Source organism: Pantoea sp. SM3640 (assembly GCF_015654165.1).
GTDB lineage: Bacteria > Pseudomonadota > Gammaproteobacteria > Enterobacterales > Enterobacteriaceae > Pantoea > Pantoea vagans.
The window spans coordinates 2,293,010-2,317,707 of the sequence record NZ_CP064872.1 but is presented as its reverse complement, the minus strand read 5'-3'; the positions used below and the strand labels follow the sequence as shown (position 1 = coordinate 2,317,707).

The 24,698-nt window shown below is 55.8% G+C and carries 13 protein-coding genes and 1 pseudogene; 12 read left to right on the top strand and 2 right to left on the bottom strand.

The window, feature by feature from the left end:
* Positions 1-40: 40 nt before the first annotated feature.
* From ycfP to IV493_RS10690, 9 genes and pseudogenes are all read left to right on the top strand, one after another.
* The gene (gene ycfP / locus IV493_RS10725; RefSeq protein WP_195857130.1) at positions 41-583 is read left to right on the top strand and encodes an alpha/beta hydrolase YcfP; all 543 of its coding nucleotides are present in this window, start codon (positions 41-43) and stop codon (positions 581-583) included.
* Between the two features lie 212 nt (positions 584-795).
* The gene (locus IV493_RS10720) at positions 796-2,100 is read left to right on the top strand and encodes an NAD(P)/FAD-dependent oxidoreductase (RefSeq protein ID WP_013357471.1); all 1,305 of its coding nucleotides are present in this window, start codon (positions 796-798) and stop codon (positions 2,098-2,100) included.
* A gap of 548 nt (positions 2,101-2,648) precedes the next feature.
* Positions 2,649-4,367: a ShlB/FhaC/HecB family hemolysin secretion/activation protein gene (locus tag IV493_RS10715; RefSeq protein ID WP_195857129.1), complete on the top strand. Its 1,719-nt coding sequence runs from the start codon at positions 2,649-2,651 to the stop codon at positions 4,365-4,367.
* 39 nt (positions 4,368-4,406) lie between these two features.
* On the top strand, positions 4,407-14,744 hold the full coding sequence (locus IV493_RS10710; protein ID WP_195857128.1) for a hemagglutinin repeat-containing protein: 10,338 nt from the start codon (positions 4,407-4,409) through the stop codon (positions 14,742-14,744).
* On the top strand, positions 14,744-15,127 hold the full coding sequence (locus IV493_RS10705) for a contact-dependent growth inhibition system immunity protein (protein ID WP_236263721.1): 384 nt from the start codon (positions 14,744-14,746) through the stop codon (positions 15,125-15,127). Before IV493_RS10710 ends, IV493_RS10705 begins: the two co-directional genes overlap by 1 nt.
* Before the next feature lie 222 nt (positions 15,128-15,349).
* Positions 15,350-15,877 (top strand): annotated as a pseudogene (locus IV493_RS10700) (VENN motif pre-toxin domain-containing protein); the annotation flags it as partial.
* Positions 15,860-16,099 carry a DUF6862 domain-containing protein gene (locus IV493_RS18675; protein WP_370584679.1) on the top strand — a complete coding sequence of 80 codons (240 nt, stop codon included), beginning with the start codon at positions 15,860-15,862 and terminating at the stop codon, positions 16,097-16,099. The pseudogene IV493_RS10700 and the gene IV493_RS18675, both read left to right, overlap by 18 nt.
* Before the next feature lie 30 nt (positions 16,100-16,129).
* Positions 16,130-16,786 (top strand): glycohydrolase toxin TNT-related protein, encoded by a 657-nt coding sequence (locus tag IV493_RS10695; RefSeq protein WP_230299966.1) that lies wholly within the window; start codon positions 16,130-16,132, stop codon positions 16,784-16,786.
* 1 nt (position 16,787) lies between these two features.
* On the top strand, positions 16,788-17,198 hold the full coding sequence (locus IV493_RS10690) for an Imm63 family immunity protein (protein WP_230299965.1): 411 nt from the start codon (positions 16,788-16,790) through the stop codon (positions 17,196-17,198).
* Positions 17,199-17,252: 54 nt separating this feature from the next.
* On the opposite strand, the gene IV493_RS10685 is transcribed toward IV493_RS10690, so the two are convergent.
* Positions 17,253-17,483 (bottom strand): SymE family type I addiction module toxin, encoded by a 231-nt coding sequence (locus IV493_RS10685; RefSeq protein WP_107319537.1) that lies wholly within the window; start codon positions 17,481-17,483, stop codon positions 17,253-17,255.
* 1,112 nt (positions 17,484-18,595) lie between these two features.
* Between IV493_RS10685 and IV493_RS10680 the strand changes: the two genes are divergently transcribed.
* The 3 genes from IV493_RS10680 (at position 18,596) to IV493_RS10670 (ending at position 20,934) form a co-directional block, all read left to right on the top strand.
* Positions 18,596-19,159 carry an Ail/Lom family outer membrane beta-barrel protein gene (locus tag IV493_RS10680; protein WP_013357475.1) on the top strand — a complete coding sequence of 188 codons (564 nt, stop codon included), beginning with the start codon at positions 18,596-18,598 and terminating at the stop codon, positions 19,157-19,159.
* A gap of 285 nt (positions 19,160-19,444) precedes the next feature.
* Positions 19,445-19,984, top strand: coding sequence for a hypothetical protein (locus IV493_RS10675; protein WP_195857127.1), 540 nt, complete (start codon positions 19,445-19,447; stop codon positions 19,982-19,984).
* 407 nt (positions 19,985-20,391) lie between these two features.
* The gene (locus IV493_RS10670; protein WP_033732285.1) at positions 20,392-20,934 is read left to right on the top strand and encodes a glycine zipper 2TM domain-containing protein; all 543 of its coding nucleotides are present in this window, start codon (positions 20,392-20,394) and stop codon (positions 20,932-20,934) included.
* A 132-nt stretch (positions 20,935-21,066) separates the two neighbouring features.
* On the opposite strand, the gene mfd is transcribed toward IV493_RS10670, so the two are convergent.
* Positions 21,067-24,510 (bottom strand): transcription-repair coupling factor, encoded by a 3,444-nt coding sequence (mfd, locus tag IV493_RS10665; RefSeq protein ID WP_041456757.1) that lies wholly within the window; start codon positions 24,508-24,510, stop codon positions 21,067-21,069.
* Positions 24,511-24,698 lie beyond the last annotated feature (188 nt).

The window sequence follows — 24,698 nt, the reverse complement described above, 5'->3', positions numbered from 1 at the left end:
GCAGTGACTGCCCGGCGCTATCACTAACCTGAGGATTATCATGATCATCTATCTGCACGGTTTTGATTCCAGTAGTCCGGGCAATCACGAAAAGGTGCTGCAACTGCAATTTATCGATCCTGATGTCAGGTTGCTCAGTTACAGCACCCTCCATCCTAAACATGACATGCAGTTTCTGCTGAAAGAGAGCGATAAAATGCTGACGCTGTCCGACGACGATCGTCCGCTGATTTGCGGCGTCGGGCTGGGCGGCTTCTGGTCAGAGCGCATCGGTTTTCTGTGTGGTATCCGGCAGGCAATCTTCAATCCCAACCTCTTTCCGCAGGAGAACATGGAAGGGAAGATTGACCGGCCAGAAGAGTATCAGGACATCGCCACCAAATGCGTCAGCGATTTTCGCGAACGCAATCGTGACCGCTGTCTGACCTTTCTCTCCCGTCAGGATGAGGCGCTGGACAGCCAGCGCACCGCCGGGCAGCTGCATCCTTTCTATGAAATTGTCTGGGACGAGACAGAAGGGCATAAATTCAAAAACATATCCCCACATCTTCAGCGGATAAAAGCTTTCAAAACATTAGGTTAAGCAGGACAGGCACCGCAAGGTGCCTGTTTTCATTACGTAATTATCCGAGTTTTATTTCCCCGCTTTGATGTATATCAATATTCTTATGTTCTCCTCTTCCCGCCATGCTATTCTGCGAGCAGATAGCGATTTTAACTTCGCCAACCCTATGTTTCTTAAGGTTTAATTTAACCTTTGGTTAACTTTTGGTTCACAATTTGAGGGGGTCTTTGTTGACTACGTCTGTTAAGAGAATTGTTATTGTCGGAGGGGGAGCGGGCGGCCTGGAAATGGCGACGCAGCTGGGTCATAAACTGGGTCGTAAAAAGAAGGCCGAGATTATCCTGGTGGATCGTAACCATAGCCATCTGTGGAAGCCGTTGCTGCACGAAGTTGCTACCGGTTCGATGGATGAAGGCATTGATGCGCTGAGCTATCTTGCCCATGCACGCAATCACGGTTTCGAGTTTCAGTTGGGTTCGCTTACCGACATCGATCGCAGCCGCAAAGTGATCCGTCTGGCCGAAGTGCTGAACGCACAGGGCGAAGTGCTGGTGCCACAGCGTGAAGTGGCCTATGACCAGCTGGTGATGGCGCTGGGCAGCACCTCAAATGATTTCGGCACGCCGGGCGTCAAAGATCACTGCATCTTCCTGGACAACCCACATCAGGCACGCCGTTTCCACAACGAAATGCTCAACCTGTTCCTGAAATTCTCTGCCAGCGAAGGCAAGGTCGAGAAAGTTAACATCGCCATCGTAGGCGGCGGTGCAACGGGCGTTGAGCTGTCAGCGGAGCTGCACAATGCGGTCAAACAGCTGCACAGTTACGGTTTTAAAGGGCTGGGACGCGAAGCGCTGAACGTAACGCTGGTCGAAGCGGGCGAACGTATTCTGCCTGCACTGCCACCGCGCATCTCTGCTGCAGCGCATCAGGAGCTGACCAAACTGGGCGTGCGCGTTCTGACGCAGACCATGGTTACCAGCGCTGAGCAGAATGGCCTGAATACCAAAGGCGGTGAGTTTATTGAAGCCGATCTGATGGTCTGGGCGGCGGGCATCAAAGCGCCGGACTTCCTGAAAGAGATTGGCGGACTGGAAACCAACCGCATCAATCAGCTGGTGGTAAAAGAGACGCTGCAGACTACGCTGGATGATGACATCTACGCCATTGGCGACTGCGCCTCCTGCGCATTGCCGGGCGGCGGCTTTGTGCCGCCTCGTGCCCAGTCAGCGCACCAGATGGCCTCACGCGCAATGGACAACATCCTGGCGCAGCGCCACGGCAAACCGCTGAAGGCTTATGTCTACAAAGATCATGGTTCGCTGGTGTCGCTCTCCCGCTTCAGTACGGTCGGCAGCCTGATGGGCAACCTGATGCGCGGTTCAATGATGGTGGAAGGGCGCATTGCGCGCTTTGTCTACATCTCTCTTTATCGTATGCACCAGATCGCACTGCACGGCTATTTCAAAACCGGCTTGATGATGCTGGTCGGCAGCATCAACCGGGTTATCCGCCCGCGGCTTAAGCTGCACTAAGCAACTGCGCTTAATCTGGTAAAGGCTGAGCCTCCTCCATTCTGAGGGGGCTTTTTTATGCCCTGAAAAGTGGCTGAAACCGATTCCGGCAGCAGAAAAAGACCTTAATCTCGCCAGCATTAATACATTGATTAACACGGCTTAATGAATTGCCTGTAGCGATCGCCAGCTGACAGGGAAGGGGGACTGGAATTACGTGCCATCTTAAATAAGAGGTAAGTCCGGGTGGTCAGATTTAATCGTGGACCCTCTTTCCAGCGTGTCCGACATCCATTTAAGTCGGAACATCCGTGCTGCAGATTTTACCCAGCTTGCTGCGTCGACGATTCAACACGAGCTGATGCACGGCTGAACAGGCTTCTGTCCCTGCTATGAGCGGATTTCTGGTCAGGGATGGTACGTTTTTAAATGGGGCGCGCAGTTTGCTATTGTAAGTTTTATGTAAGTTTTTCTGCATTTTTTCTTGAGATTTAAGATTGCGGCGGCATAATGTGCGCAGAGTAAGCAGCCATATACATTTTGTAACATCTTAACCACATGGACAGGTTATGCGGCCCGATAAAAATGGACTTCTCGCAGCGCTGGCACTTCTGCCCGGCGCGCTGCTGATCAACGCCCTGGCAGTGCACACGGTGCAGGCGGCACCCGGTGATGAGCAATTGCAGCATCAGCAGGCGCAACAGAAAGCGCGTCAGCAGCGGCTGATGCCGCAGGTGCCTGATGTGCGTCTCTCAGAAACGGTTCCGTCACCTTCCCGTCTTAAGTTTCCGCAGGAAACCCCCTGTTTTGTTATTCAGAAGGTCAGCCTGTCCGGGCAGGAAGCGCTGCCACACTGGGTGCCTCTGCAACGTCTCGCCAGTCAGGCGAATGGCCACTGTCTCGGCGTAAAAGGGATTAGCCAGTTAATGGGCACGCTGCAAAACCGGCTGATTAATCACGGCTGGGTGACAACGCGCGTACTGGCTCCGCAGCAGGATCTGCGTCAGGGCGTGCTGCAGCTGCTGATTGTGCCCGGCCGGATCCGCAATGTGGAACTGTCACCCGCCTCATCACGCTACGTCAGCCTGTGGCCGACATTACCCGCTCATGCCGGCAATCTGCTGGATTTGCGGGATATTGAACAGGGGCTGGAGAACCTGCAGCGTCTGCCGACGGTAGAGGCGCACATGGCGCTGCGCCCTGGCCTCAATCCGGGTGAAAGTGACATTGTGATTGAACGCACGCAGCATCGTTTCTGGCGACTCGGCGCATGGCTGGATGACTCGGGCACCGAAAGTACCGGGCGTTACCAGAGCGGGATCATGCTGGCGCTGGATAATCCCACCTCCCTCAGCGATCTCTTCTACCTGACCGCCAGCCGCGACCTGGGATTTGCGGGCAGAAAAAGCAGCAAAAGCCTGTCAGGACACTACTCGGTACCTCTGGGCTACTGGCTGTTTGGCGTTACCGCCAGCGACTACGATTATCATCAGACGGTTGCCGGTTACAGCCGCGATTTTCTCTACGCCGGTAAGAGCCGATCGCTGGATGTTCAGGCCAGTCGGGTGATCTACCGCAATGCGACCGCCAGAACCACCGTCAGCGCTGATGTGCTGGTCAAAGCGTCACGCAACTTCATCAACGACACCGAAATTACCAGCCAGCAGCGTCGTACCAGCGCATGGCGACTCGGCCTGTCGCACCGGCACTATATCGGCGCCGCCACGCTGGACGCCGGTGTCAGTTATCAGCGCGGCACGCGCTGGTTCGGTGCGCTGCCCGCCTGGGAGGAGTCCTATCAGGATTCCACCTATGCCACCGCGCTATCAAAAATTCTGACCTGGCAGGCGGGACTCACCACGCCGTTCACGCTGGGTAATCAGCATTTAAGTTACAACATCCAATACCGTCGCCAGATGAGCAACACCCCGCTGACAGCGCAGGATGAGTTTGCGATTGGCAACCGCTGGACCGTGCGCGGTTTTGATGGTGAACGCACCCTGAGTGCCAGCCGGGGCTGGACCGTTCAGAACACGCTGGCCTGGCAGACGCCGCTGCCTGCGCAGGAACTCTACCTGGGCGCCGACTATGGCGAGGTAGGGGGCAACAGTGCCTCACAGGGTGGGCCACTGGGACGTCATCTGGCGGGTGGCGTCATCGGGCTGCGCGGCGGCATCACGCCCGCCGGTGTCAGTTACGACTTGTTTGCCGGAATGCCTCTGTCGAAACCGGACGGCTTCAAAACCGATCCTGTAACGTTTGGTTTCAGCGTGAACTGGAACTACTAAATCCTTTATCAATATTGCTGACAATGGACTGTGCGCATTATGAATAAACTTTGCTATCGCCTTATCTTCAACCGGGTTCGCGGCATGTTAATGGTGGTGTCCGACATCACCCGCAGCGGCTATTCGCGCGTTGCCCGCAGCCCGAAACGCACCTCACTGTCAGAGACACGGGTAAAGATCTCACCGCTCAGCTTTGCACTCTGGCTGGTGGCTGGGGTAATCAGCCTGCCAGCGCAGGCTAACATTGTGGCCGACAGCAGCGCGCCGGGCAGCCAGCAGCCTACCGTTATGGCCACTGCCAACGGTCTGCCGCAAATTAACATTCAGACGCCCAACAGTCAGGGCGTTTCCCGCAATCAGTACAGCCAGCTCGACGTCGATGCGCGTGGCGCAATCCTCAACAACAGTCATCAGAACACCGCGACTCAGCTGGGCGGTATGGTGGCGGCAAACCCCTGGCTGTCAAAGCAGGAAGCGACGGTCATCCTCAATGAGGTGAACAGCCGTAACCCGAGCCAGCTGAACGGCTTTATCGAAGTGGCGGGTAAACGGGCGGCGGTAGTGATTGCTAACCCTTCAGGCATCACCTGTAACGGCTGCGGATTTATCAATGCCAGCCGCAATACGCTCACCACCGGGCAGGCGCTGATCGAAAATGGTCAGCTTAAAGGCTTCGATGTGAATGGCGGCCGCATCAATATCGAAGGTAAAGGCCTGAATGACAGCGATGCGGACTACACCCAGATCATTGCGCAGTCGGTAGCGGTGAACGCCAGAGTGCATGCCCGTGAACTTAATGTGGTCACGGGCAGGAACCAGGTCGCGACTGAAAGTAACGTCACGACGGTTAAAGCGGATGATGGGGCGACACGGCCTGAGTTTGCGCTTGATGTGGCGGCAATTGGCGGCATGTATGCCAATAAAATTACCCTGACCGGGACTGAAAAGGGCGTTGGCGTGCGGAATGCCGGTGAACTGGGGGCCAGTGCCGGTGAGCTGCATCTGACGGTAGATGGCCGGCTGGAGAACAGCGGCACGCTGCAAAGTCAGGCCGCACTGCAGATAGCCAGCAATGGCGACCAGGATAACCGCGGGAATATCGTCTCACAGCAGGATGTTACGCTGACGTCCGGCGGTACGCTGCGCAACAGCGGTCTGGTGAGCGCGGGCAGAAACGCCACGCTCTCTGCCGGCACCCTGCAGAGTAGCGCTGAAAGCACGCTGGCGGCAGGCGTTGACGGCAACGGTACACTGAGTCAGCCCGGCAATCTGCTGCTGAACAGTCAGGGCGAGCTGAAAGCTCAGGGTAAAAATCTGGCGCATGACCAGATTCAGGCGCGGGGCAGTCGGGTCGATCTGGCCGGCAGTCAGACCTCAGCCGATGCGATTGCGCTGACCTCCACCCAGGCGGATATCAGTACCCAGGGGGCAACGGTAGCGGGCCGCACGCTCGGGATCCAGGCCGCAACAGCGCTTAACAATGATGATGGCAAACTGTCTGCTGGCAGCCTGGCCATCACAGCCCAAAACGTCAGTAACAATCGCGGTCTGCTGCGCCAGCAGAACCGTGAAGCGCTGACTCTCTCCACCGGTTCATTACTCAACAATCAGGGTACGCTGAGCAATGAAGGCGATACCCGGCTGCAGGCACAGCACATTGAAAATCGCGGTGGACTCATCGCAGGCAACGGTGATTCGCTGCAGCTTGATACGCCATGGCTGGATAATCAGGGCGGCACGGTGCAGCTGGCGGGCAACGGCGCGCTGACCCTTAATGCAACCCGGCTTGAAGGCAATAAGGGCAATCTGCTGTCAGCGGGTGCGTTAACGCTCAGCGGTGACAGGATCGATCTCTCAGAGGGACATACCCAGGCAGAGGCGCTGACGCTGACGGCGGGCACGCTGGATCACCATCAGGGTCTGCTGTCGCAGCGTGGCACAGGCGAGATGGCGATCGCGGTTTCAGGTGATGCAGACAACCGCGGTGGACGGATTGAGAGCGGCGGTAACCTTAATCTCGCCTTAGGCAGCCTGGATAACAGTAGTGGCACCTTGCTGGCGGCGGGCAGCGGCGATCTGCAACTGCAGGTTCAGGAAACCCTGACGAACGTACAGGGGGCGCTGCAGGCCAGCCACAATCTGCAACTTAATAGTGCTGGCCTGAGTAACCAGCAAGGTCGCATCACTGCCATCAGCGGCGATGCCACATTAACGACCAGTCAGGCTATCGATAATGAGCAGGGCCGCATCGAAGCGGGCCAGCAACTCACCCTGCGCAGCCAGGGAGTAGATAACCACAGCGGAACCGTGCTCGGTGATGGGGTAACCCTCAATACCCAACAGGGCCAGATCGGTAACACCGGTGGAAATCTGGTGGCCCGGCGCGATTTGAAGATCTCCAGCGGTAAAACGGATAATAGCACCGGCCTGATACAGTCCGGCGGCGATCTGGCGATCAATACTCACGACCAGGCCCTGATCAACCGTGACAGCGGTAAAGCCGGAATAGTCAGCGGCGGCGCACTTGCCATCACCAGCGGCGACTTTGATAACCAGAACGGCGTAATAGCAGCGGCCTCGGCAGCGACGATCAGTAGTGCAGGTGTGACCAACGGTGACGGCACGCTGCTGTCGGATGGCGCACTCACGCTGAACAGTGGCGCGTTCGATAATCAGCGCGGCCTGATCCAGTCCGGTGCATCGCTGTCGCTGGACACCCACGGCGCGCAGCTGACCAACACGGCCAGTGGCGACCGCGGCGGCATTGTGGCGCGCGGTGATCTGCAACTTTTAACCGGAACGATTGCGGGCGACCACGGCGTCATTCAGGGACAAAACCTGTTCATTGATAGCCGGGGCCAGGCTGTCGATATTGAAGCGGGGCTGGTCAGTGCCAGAGGGGAAGTGCAGCTGAGTAGCGGTGCGCTGAATAATCGCGCCGGACGGCTCCAGTCTGGCGGTGATATGCAACTGGATACGCAGGGAGAGTCGCTGAATAACGCGGCATCCGGCGTTATGGTGGCGGGCGGCAATCTGCGCGTGAGTAGCGGTGATATCAACAACAGCGGCGGTTCACTGGTCTCGGCGGGCAACGCCCAGCTCAACAGCGCTGCGGTAAATAACACTGACGGCACCCTCACTGCCGATCGTGCGCTGACGCTGGAGAGCGGCAGCGTGGATAACCAGCATGGCCTGCTGCAGGCGGGTGAAACGCTGTCGCTGAACACCCATGGCGCGCAACTGACCAATACCGCCAGCGGTGAACAAGGGGGGATCGTTGCGGGTGGCGATCTGCTCCTCTCCACGGGCCAGATCGATGGCCAGAACGGGGTGATGCTGGGCCAGAATGTCCGCATCGACACCCATCAGCAGACCTTCGATCATCAGCAGGGACAACTGGGTGCTAAAGGCACGCTGCAACTGGACAGCGGGCTGCTCAACAACCGTGCAGGCAGGATTGAGTCGGGTGGCGATCTCAATCTGGATACTCATGGCAACGACTTCATTAACCGTGACAGTGGAGCGGCAGGCGGCCTGTTCAGTGCGGGTATCCTGAAGCTCTACAGCGGCACGCTGGATAACCTGCGCGGCTTTATCACCGGCAGCAAAGGGGCACAGATTGCGGCAGGCGACATTCACAACCAGTCCGGCACGCTGACGGGCGGTAAAGGACGGCTTGATCTCACCAGTGGCGAGCTGCAGAACCAGGGCGGTCTGTTACAGGCCGGCAGCGACATGACGCTGGACACCCAGGGCCACGCCCTGATCAATCGCGACAGTGGCAGTCAGCGCGGCATCGTTGCCCTGAACAGTCTGGATTTGCGCAGCGGTGCGATTGATAACCAGACGGGCTTTATTGCCGCTGGAAACCAGGCCACGATCGGTGCCTCTGAGCTGAACAACAGTCAGGGACAAATCGCAGGTAATGGTGGGCTGTTGTTCAGCGGTCAGGCACTGAACAACAGTGACGGTAAACTGCAGTCGGCGGGGGATATCACCCTTAACACATCCGGCCAGACGCTGGCTAACCAGCGCGGACTGATTGCCAGTGGCGGTAACCTTCACATCGACAGTGGCGCGCTGGATAACCAGCAGGGGCAGATACAGGGCGGCACCGATTTGACGCTCAATGCGGGACAAAATGCACTGTTTAATCAGACAGGCAAACTCCTCTCGGCAGGCACGCTATCACTGACGGCAGGTCAGCTCACCAACAGTGACGGACTGGTGCAAAGCGTCGGTGACGGCTTACTGTCGCTGAGCCAGCAACTGGATAACCGGAGCGGGCTGATTCAGGGCGGCCAGCAGATGACGATTACCACGCCATCGCTGATCAACCGCGATACCCGACAGAGCGGCAAAGGGATCGAAGCGGGCAGCTTAACCCTCGAAGCCGATACCCTGGATAACAGCCAGGGTGCGTTACGTGCAAATCAGCGGCTGGCATTAATCGTTCAGCAGGCGCTGGACAACGTCAGCGGGCTGATCTCATCCGCCGATACCCTGACCATCCAGCAGAGTGCGCCAGCCCGGTCTGCTGCCTCTAAAACCCAGCAGCGTCGGATGCTGGCCATCAATAATGCGCCGGGTCAGACGCTGACTATCAACAACCAGCAGGGCACCCTGATCGCCGATCACGACGCGCAGATCAACGCGGCTGCGCTGAGCGGCGACGGGCAGGTGTTATCGCAGGGCGATCTTGGCATCACCCTGGCGGGTGATTTCCATAATACCTCGGCGGTCAAAGCCAATGGCACACTGCGCCTGACGACAGGGGGTGACGTCATCAACGACGGCACCCTCGCGGCCCAGCAGGCGCTATTTCTGACTGCACAGAATGTCAATAACCAGGCAGGTGGTGAGATCAGCGGCGGACAGACCGACATCACGGCTGCGGATACCCTGAATAATCGTGGTCTGATTGACGGTGGCCTGACGCATCTGGTGGCGGGCGTTCTGAATAATAGCGGCACCGGTCGCATCTTTGGTGATCACATTGCCATTACGGCTTCGTTGCTCAATAACCTCAGTGAAGAGGGCAAAGCGGCGGTGATTGCTGCCCGACAGCGACTGGATATCGGGGCGGGCACCCTGAATAATCGTGACCATGCGCTGATTTACAGTGATGGCGATCTGCATATTGGCGGCCAGCTGGATGCGAATTATCAGGCCACCGGACAGGGGCAGCAGCTCAACAATGACGGGGCAACCATTGAGGCAGGGCAGGATGCCACGATCAGCATGGCGGAAATCAACAATACCAACCGTCATCTGACCACGCAGGTCGTTACGACTGAAGATAGCCAGCACCATGACGCGGTGCTCAAAGGCCATACTGACCGCTTCGACTGGGCCAAAGTGGACACCAGCAAAAAAAATAAATATGGCGTGCACACGGCAAAAATGCCGGACGGCACCAGCGGCAGCGAGTTTTATGAGTATGACTACCGAAGGGTAGTGAAAGAAACCCAGATCCAGGAGAGCGATCCGGGCAAAATCCTGTCAGGCGGCAACATGACCTTTAGCGCCGGCCGTCTCAATAATCAGGACAGTCAGATTGTCGCGGGAGCCGTGCTGGGCGGTCAGATAGGTGAGCTGAATAATCAGGCGACGAAAGGGACGCGCGTCACCACGGACGACGGGAAATCGGTGCGCTGGTACGCGAAGAAGAAGAAAAAGAAATTTGGCGGGACCGAAACCTCGCAGGGCAAGGATCGGAAAACCTATCGCCCGGCCCCCGTAACGGAAACCATCGATCTGCAGACGCTGAGCTGGCAGGCGAATGCCGCGCCGCAGGGTAATGGCTACCAGACCGGCAACCGGCAGCAGCAGGGTGTCACTGCGCAGGCCGACAGTATTGGCTCGCCTTCTCTTCAGCAGGCGGTTACCGCCGTGGCGCTGAGTGCCACGGATAGCGGCAGTACCTTACTGCCCGCCGGATTGCGCTATGACAGCGCACTGACGCTGGACAAACTCGGCAGCCTCAAAGACCGGCCGCTGCTGTTACCTGCCGGGCAGCAGTTCTCGCTGACGCTGCCCGCGAAGGTGGTCGACGGACAGACGATTACGCCTGTGATCCGCGCCGTCTCACCGGACATCCGTCTGCCGGATAACAGCCTCTACCAGTTGCAACCCGGCAGTGACAGCCACTACCTGGTTGAGACCGATCCGCGTTTTGTGAATCAGAAACAGTGGCTCAGCAGCGACTATATGCAGAATGCCCTGACCACCAACAGCAGCCTGATTCTGAAGCGGCTGGGTGATGGTTATTACGAGCAGCGGCTGGTGCGTGATCAGATTATTCAGCTGACCGGCAACCGCTATATCAGCGGGTATGGCAGCGATGAAGATCAGTATCGCGGGCTGATGAATAATGGGGTAGCCTTTGGCAAAGCCTACAACCTGGAGCTCGGCGTGGCGCTGACTCCGGCACAGATGGCACTGCTCACCAGCGACATCGTCTGGATGGTGAACCAGACCGTAACGCTGCCGGATGGCACACAGCAGACCGTGCTGGTGCCGCAGGTTTATGCGAAGGTAAAACAGGGTGACTTAACCGGCGACGGCGCGTTGATCGGGGGCGGTAGCGTGGCGCTGAACGCCCGCGATGACATCACCAACAGCGGGACCATTCAGGGACGTGATGTGACGCAGCTGACGGCGCAGTCGCTGACTAACAGCGGTTACATCAGCGGCAACACCGTTAATCTTACCGCCCGCCAGGATATCACTAACCTCGGCGGTACCCTGCGTGGCGACAGTCAGCTTACGCTGCTGGCGGGGCGCGACATCACCAGCCAGTCCACGCTGCGCGGCGACGGCACCGACCGCTGGATCGATCGTCCGGCCGGTATCTACGTGCAGGGCAGTGACGGTGCGCTGACGCTGAGTGCACTGAACAATATCAATCTGGCCGCCAGCGATATCGGCAACGCCGGAGAGAAGAGCACCACGAACATTCAGGCGGGCAATGACCTGACGCTCGGCACCCTCAGCACGCAGCACAGTGAAGATGACAGCTGGAACAGCAGCAACTACCGTCGCCTGTCACAGCAGAGTGATGTCGGAACACGCATCAGCGCCGGTGGCGCACTGCAGCTGAGTGCCGGACAGGATATCCGCGCGACCGCCGCTGACGTCACGGCGGGCGGTGCACTGACCGCCAGTGCCGGACGCGACATCGTGCTCAGCGCGGGCAACAGCCGGACCGATCTCACCGAACACAGTAAGCAGACCAGCAAAGGACTGCTGTCGGGCAGCAGTCTGGAAACTCACGACGAGCTGCACAGCAGTCAGGCGCTCAGCACCACGCTGAGCGGCGACAGCGTCCGGCTTCAGGCGGGCCGCGATATTGCCGTGACCGGCAGCAACGTCGCTGGTACGCAGGATGTGGCGCTGACGGCGGGCCGCGATCTCAGCATCACGACCGCCACAGAAACGAATAATGAAGTGCATCAGCGCGAGGAGAAAAAATCGGGCCTGATGGGCAGCGGCGGCATCGGTTTCACCGTGGGTCAGGCAATGCAGAAGAGCAGCACCGACGCCAGCGGCGCACTTAACCGGGGCAGCACGGTGGGCAGCAGCGACGGCAGCGTGACCCTCAGCGCCGGTAATCAGCTTACCGTGCACGGCAGCGACGTGATCGCCGGTAAGGACCTCTCCCTGAGCGGCAGCGACGTGACCCTCAGCGCGGCCGAAAACAGCCACACGGCGCTGACGAAAACCGAGCAGAAACAGAGCGGCCTGACGCTTGCGCTGTCCGGCACGGTGGGCGCGGCGCTGAACACGGCGGTGCAGACCGCCCGCACCGCCGATGAGAGCGATGATGGCCGGCTGAAGGCACTGCAGGGCACCAAAGCAGCGCTGACTGCAGCGCAGGCCGCGCAGGCTTACCAGATGGACGGCGCGCAGACCGACGCGGCGAACGCCAGAAACACCGCTTCGGGCCTGAAGCCGGGCCAGGAAGGTTATGAAGAAGGCTCGACCAGCTCGGTCGGCATCAGCCTCTCGTACGGCAGCCAGTCGTCGAAAAGCGAGACCCGCTCCGAAAGCCGCGAGGCGCAGGGCAGTACGCTGGGTGCGGGCGGTAACCTGAATATCACCGCCACCGGCGCGCAGCCGGGCAGCGCGGGCGATATCCTCGTGCAGGGCAGTCAGCTGCAGGCGGCGGGCGACCTCGGGCTGACGGCGAAAAACGACATCAGCCTGCTCTCTGCGCAGAACAGCGAGCGCACCGACAGCACCAACAGCAGCAAGGGCGGCAGCGTCGGTATCGGGCTGACTGCCGGATCGGGCGGCTACGGCATCAGCGTGTCGGCCAGCGTCAACGCGGGCAAAGGCCGCGCAAACGGCAACGGGCTGACCCACACCGAGACCACGCTCACGGCGGGCAACGGGCTGAGCCTGAACGCCGGGCGCGACACCACGCTGACCGGGGCACAGGTGCGCGGCGAGAGCGTGAAGGTCGACACCGGCCGCAACCTGACGCTGACCTCAGAGCAGGACAGCGACCGCTACGACAGTAAGCAGCAGAACGCCAGCGCGGGCGGCAGCTTCACCTTCGGCTCGATGACCGGGTCGGCGAGCGTGAACCTCAGCCAGGACAAAATGCACAGCAACTGGCAGAGCGTGGCCGAACAGACCGGCATCTTTGCCGGTAAGGGCGGCTTTGACGTGACGGCCGGTGAGCACACCCAGCTCAACGGTGCGGTCATCAGCTCCACCGCCAACGCGGATAAAAACCGGCTCGACACCGGCACGCTGGGCTTCAGCAACATTGAGAACCACGCGGACTACAAAACCGAACACCAGAGCGTGGGGATGAGCACCGGCGGCAGCATCGGCAGCCAGTTTGAGGGCAACATGGCGAACGGCCTGCTGGCGGGGCTGAACGGCAGCGGGAGCGCCTCGTCGGTGACGAAGGCGGCGGTAAGCGACGGCACGATTGTTATCCGGGATAAGGCGAATCAGACGCAGGACGTGTCGGCGCTGAGCCGCGACGCAGAGGGGGCGAATCCGGGGCTGGATAAAATCTTCGATAAGGATAGAGAGCAGCGCCGGATGGAGACGGCGCAGCTGCTGGCGGAAATCGGCAGCCAGGCGGGGGACATCGCGCGGACGCAGGGCGAGATAGCGGCGACAAAGGCCGCTACTGAGAAGATGAAAAACATCTCGCCGGACCAGAGAAAGGACGCCGAAGCGCAGTGGCGGAAGGCGAATCCGGGTCATGAACCCACCACGGCCGACATCACGGGTCAGGTGTATCAGACGCTGTACAACCGGGCGATGCTGGACAGCGGAATGGGAACCGGCGGGGCAGTGCAGCAGGGTATCAGCGCGGCGACGGCGGCGATACAGGGGCTGGCGGGAGGCAACATCGCCCAGGCGCTGAGCGGGGCGGCGGCACCGTACCTGGCGGAGCAGATACATACGCTGACGACCACGAAAGGCCCGGACGGTAAGGATGTGGTGAACGTTCAGGCGAACCTGATAGCGCACGCGGTGGTGGGTGCGGTGACGGCATACGCATCGGGCAACGCGGCACTGGCGGGAGCCTCGGGCGCGGCGATGGGCGAGTACATCGCGCAGCAGATGTATCCGGGGGTCAAGCGCGAGGACCTGAGTGAGGAGCAGCGCCAGACCATCAGCGCGCTGGGGACGCTGGCGGCGGGCCTTGCGGGCGGCATTGCCGGAGACACTACGGGCAGTGCGGTGGCGGGCGCGCAGGCGGGTAAAAATGCGCTGGAAAATAATAGTCTTCTCCTGCCAAGGCCTGTGCCGGTACCCGTTCCGGGATTACCATTGAGTCCTGGTGATAAGGCAGTTCTGAATGCGAATAACAAAATTGCATCGGAACTGGATAAGACCCTGAAAGGGTCAGGAACTGAGGCGGATACGCCACCGATTACTGATGGTCGTGCAATCGTTGAAGCGCGTGATGAGGCTGCCAAATCGCGCGATCCAAATGTGGCGAAGGATCTGACGGATGCTGAGAAAGCGGAGCTGGGAGGAACAGGATCAGGAAGTGTAACACCACCACCTCCAGAAAATGATCCTAAGCAGCAAAATGAAAAACCTGTACAAAAGCTCAATCAGAAGCAAGAAAGTGCTATCCGGAAAATTGATAATACTATAAAAAATGCCCTGAAAGATCATGATATAACTGGGACACTTAAGGATATGGATGGTAATCCAGTCCCTAAAGAAAGCGGAGGGCATTGGGATCATATGCAGGAAATGCAGAATACGCTCAGAGGATTGAGGAATCATGCGGATACGTTAAAGAACGTAAATAATTCCGAAGCGCAAGCCGCTTATGGCAGAGCAACGGATGCTATTAATAAAATAGAATCAGCTTTAAAAGGACATGGGATATAATGACTTTTCGTGAATTAATAGGAAATATTAATATAGCTAAAGATTTAGGTCAGAAGTCTCCGCTTGAACTCTGGTTCGAAGGTGTAATTGATACACCTATTGAAGAGCTAACTGTGGAAGATCTATGTCGTGCAATTCGGCAGGAAATATGTATAGCTCAATTAATGCCGCGAGTTTTGGCGATTTTGAAAAATGATCCGTTGGCTGGGGAGTATTACGATGGTGAACTAATAGCTGCAATATCGACGATAAAAGAAAATGAGCTAAAAGATCAGGTGGATATTTTTATCCAAATACAGAAAATTGTAAACCAACTACCTCCCTCAGAAATTAATGACGACTTGAGGAGGGATATCCTAAATATCAATAAAATAATCACATAGCTCATCCTGGGTAGCCAGCCGGGATTTTTAGCATTAAGTCACTAATCCAGTGGGTTTCTCCAACTGAAACCGGAGCATAACAGGACAGCGATAATTTCCGGCTTTTTATTACTTTTAATACAGAATAATACTCAAACCGGCCAACCTATGGTCACCGATAATTACTTCAATGTTATCCGCTGCTAAGTTCGCGTCCACATCTTGCTACTGTTACTTACTTGGCTCAACGGACAGATTTATCAGACGCTGTATAACCGGGCGATGCTGGACAGCGGAATGGGGACCGGCGGGGCAGTGCAGCAGGGTATCAGCGCGGCGACGGCGGCGATACAGGGCCTGGCGGGAGGCAATATCGCCCAGGCCGTGAGCGGGGCGGCGGCACCGTACCTGGCGAAGCAGATACATACGCTGACGACCACGAAAGGCCCGGACGGCAGGGATGTGGTGAACGTTCAGGCGAACCTGATAGCGCACGCGGTGGTGGGTGCGGTGACGTCATACGCATCGGGCAACGCGGCACTGGCGGGTGCCTCGGGCGCGGCGATGGGCGAGTACATCGCGCAGCAGATGTATCCGGGTGTTAAGCGCGAGGACCTGAGTGAGGAGCAGCGCCAGACGATAAGCGCGCTGGGAACGCTGGCGGCGGGCCTTGCGGGCGGCATTGCCGGCGACAGCGCCGGCAATGCGGTGGCGGGCGCGCAGGCGGGTAAAAATGCGGTTGAGAATAACTGGCTGAGCGTTCAGGAAGCCGACAGAAAGAAACAGCTGGAGACGAAGCGCGACTACCTGAAACAGGAACTGACATCGGCTGAAACGAAAGAACTGGCAGATATTAATCAGTCAGATAAAGCGCGTAATAAAGCAATAAAGTCGGTCTGCACTGATGGCAATAAAGGTGGAGCAGCCTGTGGTGCTCTGATTGGCCCGGCACAGGATGCGCTGAAGAAGTACGGTGAAAATGCCACCTACTAATTATTGTACAAAGATTTATACCCACAGGATGTGAAAAATCTGGAAGGTGTTTTGCAGGGACTGGATGCAGGCAGCATCAGCCGCGACCAAGCCATCACAGCAATAGCACAGGCCTCCGGTGTAAGCTGGGAAACAGCAGCTGGCCGTTATGATACAGCAATGCAAACTCAGGAGCTGACTGCCGCTCTGGCTGGTGCTTATGGGCTGAAGAGTGTAATTAAGGAACCGACAAAAGAGAGTTCAGCTAAACAACAATCTCAGCCTTCAACGGGAAGAACAGCAGAGCCAAATAGAATTGCTGCTGACGAGGAAGCTTCAGGATGGCCACAGTACAATAAATACCGTAATGAAAGTGGAGACTGGAACTGGCCTGCAAAATTAGGTTTTGCCGAAGAACCAGTAAAAGCAACGCTTCCTGTAGGTACTCGTTTGGATAGGTATGGAGAACCAAGTGGGTCTTTTCTGGCACCTAAGGGAACTCCTTATGAACAGCGCGCTCTTGCTCCTGGAGCGGGCGCAGAAAAATATTATGAATATGAGGTCATTAAACCTTTGCCAGTCATACAAGGAAAAATAGCCCCTGCTTTCGGTGAGGCTGGAGGAGGCATTCAGATTCTGCCTAATATGCAAGAGCGTGTGAATGTTGAATGGCTTCTGAAAAATGAATATATCCGTGAGGTTCACTAATATGCTAAGTATTGAAGAATTGCAAAAGAAAGTTGATGAACTGATTTTCAAAGCAGGCCTGCCAAGGCTTTCAGTTAATCTTTGTACAGCTCCTATTGGTGATGGAACTCCTTATATTTCATTTGAGAACGGAAAGTATAATTACATTTGTTCCGAAAGAGGTTATGAGTTCTCCAGAAAGGTTACAGATTCAACAGATGAGCTACTTTATTGGATTATGTCAGAGCTTGCTTATAAGATCGCATTTCAATATGAATTAGAAAATCGTATTGGGGGTAGAGATGGAAGGCGTATTGCTTTTCCAAATTATATTGAGCTAATGACGAAAATGAATTCGTCATGGAAATCAAAAGCAGAAGATGAAATCGAAAAAACTCTTGCTGCCAGTCCTTATGACGATAGACTCTACTAATGCTTTTAATTCAATTAATCCCGGCTACCGAGCCGGGATGTCTTTACTTGTCGATTACACCCCAGCCAGCCGGATGATCAACTGCCCCGGTCCAGTGATCACCTCGATCTTCTGCCCGGTCGTAAATCCCAGCGTTTCCAGCCAGCGGCCTTTAATAGTCAACTGCGGCAGCGGGTTCGGCTGGCCTTTATTAGGCCGGTAACCCACTTTGTAATAATGCACCTGCGATTCGCTGGCGGTAGTTGTGGGCATGTGCGTCTCTGGCTTATGATGCGTATCAGCCATGATCAACTCCTTATCAGTTGGTTGTGGTTAGCGGGCTGTTGGTGTTCCACCACCTTCAGTCCGCGCTAAAATCTCTCGTTACGCTCTTCCTCTCCTGTTTTCTCCTGTTCAAATATACACCTTCCGTCGGGTAAACTCGCTGAAAGCGAAGTAGTAAACTGCGAGGCATCTCTGAAAACGGATTTTTTTTCCGGTCTGCATTTCGCTTATCCCTTCTTCATATCGCCTTACGGAATATTCTTTCCTGGCGGAATGCCACACTATGATTCCGCATTAACCTGCCTTCATTCTGTCTTACTGATTACGCCTTACCTCCACTAAAATCGTTAACAACGGCTGGGACGTGACGCAGCTGTAACATGATTGTGGATGAGCACTTCCGGCAGAAGGGAGCATTAACAGCCTCCATAGCTACAGTAAATAAAAATCGTTCCGGCATCAGATTGCAGAACTCCGGCAACATCGGGAACAATGTGCACTGCACAACAGAGCACACTGGTGGGAGCATAAGCATTGGCAGTCAGTTTCAGGTCAGCATTTTTGAATAAGTGCAGGTGTAACTCGCCAATTGCATTTTTCCATACAGGTCAATTTAAATAGAACTGTAACTCAGAGTCTGAATAAAGGGGAGCCTTGCGGTCAGGTTGAGAATCCGTGTTAATAGACGGTATAAAACCGTGTGGTTTTCTGGATGTATTAGCGATAATATTTTCGGTGATTTTTCTTTTTTTTGTGGCGATGCGGTCTTGATACCTCTGATTATTTTTGGTCTAATAATGCCCTGAAAATGGATTGATAAATAAAGTACATTAGTTATTCAGGTGGTGAAATTCCTGACTTAACTAAAATTAAATGGACGAAATGCCATTGTCAACGAGTGGGATTTAAATCCCAGATTTCCACAGGTCAGCCTGTTTTAAAACACCCGGGTATAAACAGATGCACTCCGACCCTGTCTGAGCATAAGGCGCGGAGCGCTAAAGGAAATTCCTGACCGGTACAGGCGGATTGATAAAACGATAACCAGTCCGTCGGGTATGGGTGATTCAGGGAACGAAGTCCTGCGATAAGCGCATGGAAATAATGTTAAATTATGAAAAGGAATTAACCAGATGACCTCTAAGTTAACGATGCTGGCATTACTGTGTGGGGGTTTGTTCGTGGGCAGCAATGCGCTGGCTGATAATCACACTGTCTCGATCGGCTATGCTCAAAGCAAAGTTGATGACTTCAAAAACATTCGCGGTGTCAATGTTCAGTATCGCTATGAGTGGGACTCTCCTCTCAGCGTTATTGGTTCGTTCAGCTATCTGAAAGGCGATCAAAGTTTTTCTGAGCGCGAAGATTTTTATGGCGATGTCAGCGGGTATGACGGCAAAACTAAAGTGAAATATTACTCACTGATGGCTGGTCCGGCATATCGTATCAATGACTATGTCAGCTTCTATGGATTGATCGGTGTTGCCCATACCAAAGTGGATGAGAACGTGACTTATCTCGGAGCGTATTCCGAAGATTATAGCGAAAATAAATCCTCTTTTGCCTATGGCGCAGGTATTGTCGTGAATCCAGTCAGTAACCTCTCTGTGAGTGTTGGCTATGAAGGTACTCGCGTGAAATATAACGAAGATGTTGCTATCAATGGTTTCAACATTGGTATCGGCTACCGTTTCTGATTTAACGCTAAAATCTGCAACCCTGATCATCTGGTCAGGGTTGTTTTTTTGCGGCCTGTGAAGGGTAGTATGTAATGAATCTCAGGTCTTAGTTAGTTGTCAGATATAGATACCTTATTTTATTTTCCTCGCAGGATTAATAAAGTCTTTGCACAATGATTTGGCCAGCCATTTTGTTTAATAGTTGCATCGCCCCATAAAGACTGTGCAACGCAACAGGCACCCGGCTCCGACATCATTAAAATAATCCCATTTTTATTTCAGTTAAATTAAGGACAATAAACAATGGCGGCAAAAATCATCATCTCCGGATTGATAGCACTATTATTGAGTGGCTGCACCGCAGGTTTCAGACCTTCTCTGGATGATTATAAAGGACAGGATGCGGCCCGGATTCGCGTCGCTTCAGAGGGCAATACGGCTCTTCAGTTCTTTGAAAAGCAGGGTTCAGGTTGCTATAAAAAAGTACTGGAACGCCGTATTACTTCTGGCTTTGCCATTCTGGGTATCCCTGTCACAGGGAATAAACGAATAGGTATGCCAGCCTCATCTGATAATAATGGTGTTTTCATCAATGAGTTCACCCTGAAGCCGGGACAAATGATTCGGATCATCCACTACTGGACTGAGACTGGGTACTACCAGAACACTCAAAAATCTGCCACTGCTGAATTTATTCCTCAGGCTAACCATGACTACGATATCGTGGTCAGAGGCTCTGAATATTCAGGCGATAGCGTGTCCATCAAAAATCTCACTCCAGACGGCGCCGTAGTGGGCTGGAGCGACGTGAAGGAATGCCCGTCAGAGGGTATTTTTGATTAGTTTTCTCTTCCTTCATTCCTGAAGCCTGGTTGCTTAAGGAATGAATGTCCACGTTTACGGCATAGTCAGTCACCTGCTTACAGGTAGCAATGGAAATGCCGTTACCAGAACAGGCAGTCAGCGTCTTTATAACGCTTTGTAAAGGTTTATCACATTGATTTAAATACTTAAATTTCTGGCTTAAATCGGTACCAGTAATAATTCGCTGTACCTCAGAACTCTCCTAAAAACTGGCCCTGATAGCAAAGTGACCAATTTCCTCCATTTATCTGATGTTGCATTTTCGGTCCATCTGTAAAACTTCATCTCAACAAACACGGCGCGTCGCGCACGCCGGTTATACCTCAGTTACTGAGGATGCTTTAACAGCAGGATTGCGCGGTAACACTTTTCAGGAGGAACTTCCTGTGAATAAATCAATGTTAGCGGGTATCGGTATTGGTGTGGCAGCAGCGCTGGGTGTTGCCGCCGTAGCAGGCATGAACGTGTTTGATCGCGGTCCTCAATACGCTCAGGTACTGGCTGCAACGCCAATCAAAGAGAGCATCAGACAGCCACGTCAGGAGTGCCGTAATGTCACACTGACGCATCGTCGGGCCGTACAGGATGAAAACCGTCTTGCTGGCTCTGTATTAGGTGCAGTGGCAGGTGGAGTGCTGGGTCACCAGTTCGGTGGCGGTCGCGGTAAGGATGTTGCGACGGTAGCAGGTGCATTGGCAGGCGGTTATGCGGGTAATCAGGTCCAGGGCGGACTGCAGGATCGTGATACCTACACGACAACCGAACAGCGCTGTAAAACAGTGTATGACAAACAAGAGAAAAAACTGGGATATGACGTGACCTATAAAATAGGCGATCAGCAGGGTAAAATCCGTATGGAAAATGACCCCGGCACGCGTATTCCACTGGATCGCAATGGTCAGCTGATTCTCAACGGTGACCAGGCGTAATTGGGCAAAGCTTTGCCGCACTCGCGGCCACACAGCAAGACGTAATGAAAAAGGCGCATCTCAAAGATGCGCCTTTTTTATCGCCATTTTCCTGCACTTTACCGATTAGCTCAGCAAAGCGCGGGCAGAGGGTTACGCCTGATGCTCAGCCAGTTGTGAAACGAAGCCCTGCACCCAATCCATACGGATTTTTCTTTCCGACAGCTCGCGGGTAAATCGCAGGCGTGTTGGCCCATCCAGTTTCCACTGCTGCGGCTCTTTCTGCAGCAGACTAATCAGCCATGCCGGATCGACCTTGTTCTGCGGCGCAAAATCGAAATAGCCACCTTTGTCGCTGGCTTCAATCTTACGCAGACCGACCGCGCGGGCTTTCAGGCGAATAATCGCCACGTCCAGCAGATTACGCGCAGGGTCAGGCAGCAGGCCGAAGCGGTCGATCATCTCAACTTTCAGCTCCTGCAACTCCTCTTCAACCTCCGCGCTGGCAATGCGCTTATAAAGTGAAAGACGGGTGCTGACATCCGGGATAAAGGTCTCGGGCAGTAGCGCTGGCATGCGAAGTTCCACCTCGGTCTGGTTGCTGGTGAGATCCTCCAGTGACGGCTCGCGACCCGCTTTCAGCGCATCGACGGCATTCTCCAGCAGCTCCATGTAGAGCGTGAAGCCCAGCGTCTCCATCTGTCCGCTCTGCTCATCACCCAGCAGTTCGCCCGCCCCGCGAATCTCCAGGTCATGGGTTGCCAGCGCAAAGCCGGCGCCCAGATCTTCGAGTGAGGCGATCGCCTCCAGGCGTTTATGCGCGTCCGTGGTCATAGACTTCGGATGCGGCGTCAGCAGCCAGGCATACGCCTGATGATGCGAACGACCGACGCGACCACGCAGCTGATGCAGTTGCGCCAGACCAAAGTGATCGGCCCGCTCAATGATGATGGTGTTAGCGGTCGGAATGTCGATTCCGGTTTCGATGATGGTGGTACAGACCAGCACGTTGAAACGCTGATGATGGAAATCGTTCATCACCCGCTCCAGTTCACGCTCACGCATCTGTCCATGACCAATCGCCACCCGCGCTTCCGGCACCAGATCGCTGAGACGCTGCGCCGCTTTCTCAATATTTTCGACGTCGTTGTAGAGGTAGTAAACCTGGCCGCCACGCAGAACTTCACGCAGAATCGCTTCACGGATCACCAGATCGTCGTATTCACGGACAAAGGTTTTTACCGCTAAACGGCGGGCAGGCGGGGTAGCGATAATCGAGAGATCGCGCATGCCGCTCATGGCCATGTTCAGGGTGCGCGGGATCGGCGTGGCGGTCAGGGTCAGGATGTCCACATCGGCACGCATCGCTTTAATGCGCTCTTTATGACGCACCCCGAACCGGTGCTCTTCATCGACAATCAGCAGGCCGAGATCGTGCCACTTGAGGTCACTCATCAGTAGTTTGTGGGTGCCGATCAAAATGTCGATCTTGCCCTCGCTGGCCTGTTCCAGTACCTGCGCCTGCTCTTTGGCGGTACGGAAGCGGGAGAGCATCTCAATGCGAACCGGCCAGTTGGCGAAGCGATCGCGGAAGTTATCGTAGTGTTGCTGTGCCAGCAGGGTGGTCGGCACCAGCACGGCCACCTGTTTGTGGTTTTCTACCGCCAGAAACGCGGCGCGCATCGCCACTTCCGTTTTACCAAAGCCCACGTCGCCGCACACCAGTCGATCCATCGCCAGCGGCTGACACATATCGCTCAGCACGGCGTTGATCGCCTGTGCCTGATCGGGCGTAGTTTCAAACGGGAAACTTTCGCAGAACAGCTGATACTGCTCGCGATCATGCTTAAAGGCAAAGCCGGTTTTAGCGGCGCGCTGGGCATAGATGTCCAGCAGCTCAGCCGCCACATCGCGTACTTTCTCCGCCGCTTTCTGCCGCGCGCGTGACCAGGCATCGCTGCCCAGCTTATGCAGTGGCGCGTTATCGTCAGCCCCGCCCGCATAGCGGCTGATCAGGTGCAGCGATGAAACCGGCACATAGAGTTTGGCGTCATTGGCGTAAGAGAGCATCAGGTATTCCGCCTCAATGCCGCCTGCTTCCAGCGTAGTCAGGCCGATATAGCGGCCCACGCCGTGCTCCAGATGCACCACCGGCTGGCCGGGATGCAGCTCCGCCAGGTTACGAATCAGAATGTCCGGGTTAATGGTGCGACGGGTATCCTGACGGCGACGGCTGACGCGTTCGCCCAGCAGATCGCTTTCGCAAATCAGCGCCCGGTTGCCCTGGGTATCGATAAAACCGCGCTCGCTGGCCCCAATCATCAGCGTGAAACGATCGTCGACGGTTTCATCAAAACGGTGCACCGGCTGAGGACGCAGTTTAATCCGTGCCAGCAGCTCCTGCAGGCTCTCGCGGCGGCCTTCACTCTCTACCGAGAAGACCACGGCGCCGCTGAAGGTCTCAATAAACTGCCGCAGATGATCGAGCGGCGCTTTCGCCTGCGCCTGAACGGTGAGGTCTGGCAGCGGGGTATAACCGAGATTGGTGTTGGCAGCTTTGGCAGGCAGCACCTCATTGGTCATCTGGATGCGCGGCCAGGCTTTCAGTTCACCCATTAACGCATCGGGACGCAGCCACAGAGTGACCGGCTCCAGCAGCGGACGCATCGGGTCCACCCGGCGGTTCTCATAGCGCGCCTCAGCATCCTGCCAGAAGCGGGTGGCACTGCCTTCAAGGTCGCCGCAGTTCACAATCAGGGTGTTGTCAGGCAGATAGCTGAACAGGCTGGGTAACGGCTGCTCAAAGAACAGCGGCTGCCAGTATTCGATGCCCGCTGGCAGCGTGCCTTTGCTGACCTGCTGATAGATGTGCTCCGACTCGCGGCGCACATCAAAAATTTCGCGCCAGCGGCTGCGGAACAGCTCAATGGCGGCTTTGTCGCTGGGAAATTCATGCGCAGGCAGCAGGTTAATTTCTGCCACCGCTTCCAGCGTGCGCTGATTATCGACGTCGAACAGGCGCAGGCTGTCGATCTCATCATCGAAAAAGTCGATGCGATAGGGCTGATCGCTGCCCATCGGGAACAGGTCGAGCAGGGCGCCGCGCGTGGCGTATTCGCCGTGCTCCATGACCTGATCGACATGACGATAACCCGCCTGCTCAAGCTGATCGCGCAGCCGGTCGCGTGACAGCTTTTGTCCCTGCTTCATCACCAGCGCATGACCGTGCAGGAAACTGTGCGGACAGACGCGCTGCATCAGGGTGTTGACCGGCATGATCAGCATGCCGCTCTGCATCACCGGCAGCTGATAGAGGGTCGAGAGGCGCGCGGAGATAATATCCTGATGCGGCGAGAAGCTGTCATACGGCAGCGTCTCCCAGTCGGCGAGGTGCACCACCGGCAGATCGGTAAACTGACGGATTTCATCCAGCAGACGCAGGGCGGTTTGGGTATCGGGGGTAATCATCAATACCGGGCCAGCATGACGTTCGGTAATGCTGGCACACTCTACCGCATGCGCAGCGCCGATGAGCTGGCCGAGCTGGCGGTGGTCGCCGGATTTAACGGGCAGGGTATAACGAGTCTGTTCGGGCATGGGATCTCGGGGTTGCTCCATTTTTCCAGGACCTAATCATTCCATATTATGTCAGGGGGATCACCTTTGCGGCACAATTTTCCTGCCGCGCCGCGCTGAACACGGGGATCGGTCAGCCATTACCGGGCGTCGGCGGTAATACAGCGGATAGAGAGAGGATAGACGAGTCTGGAGCGGGATCAGAAAAA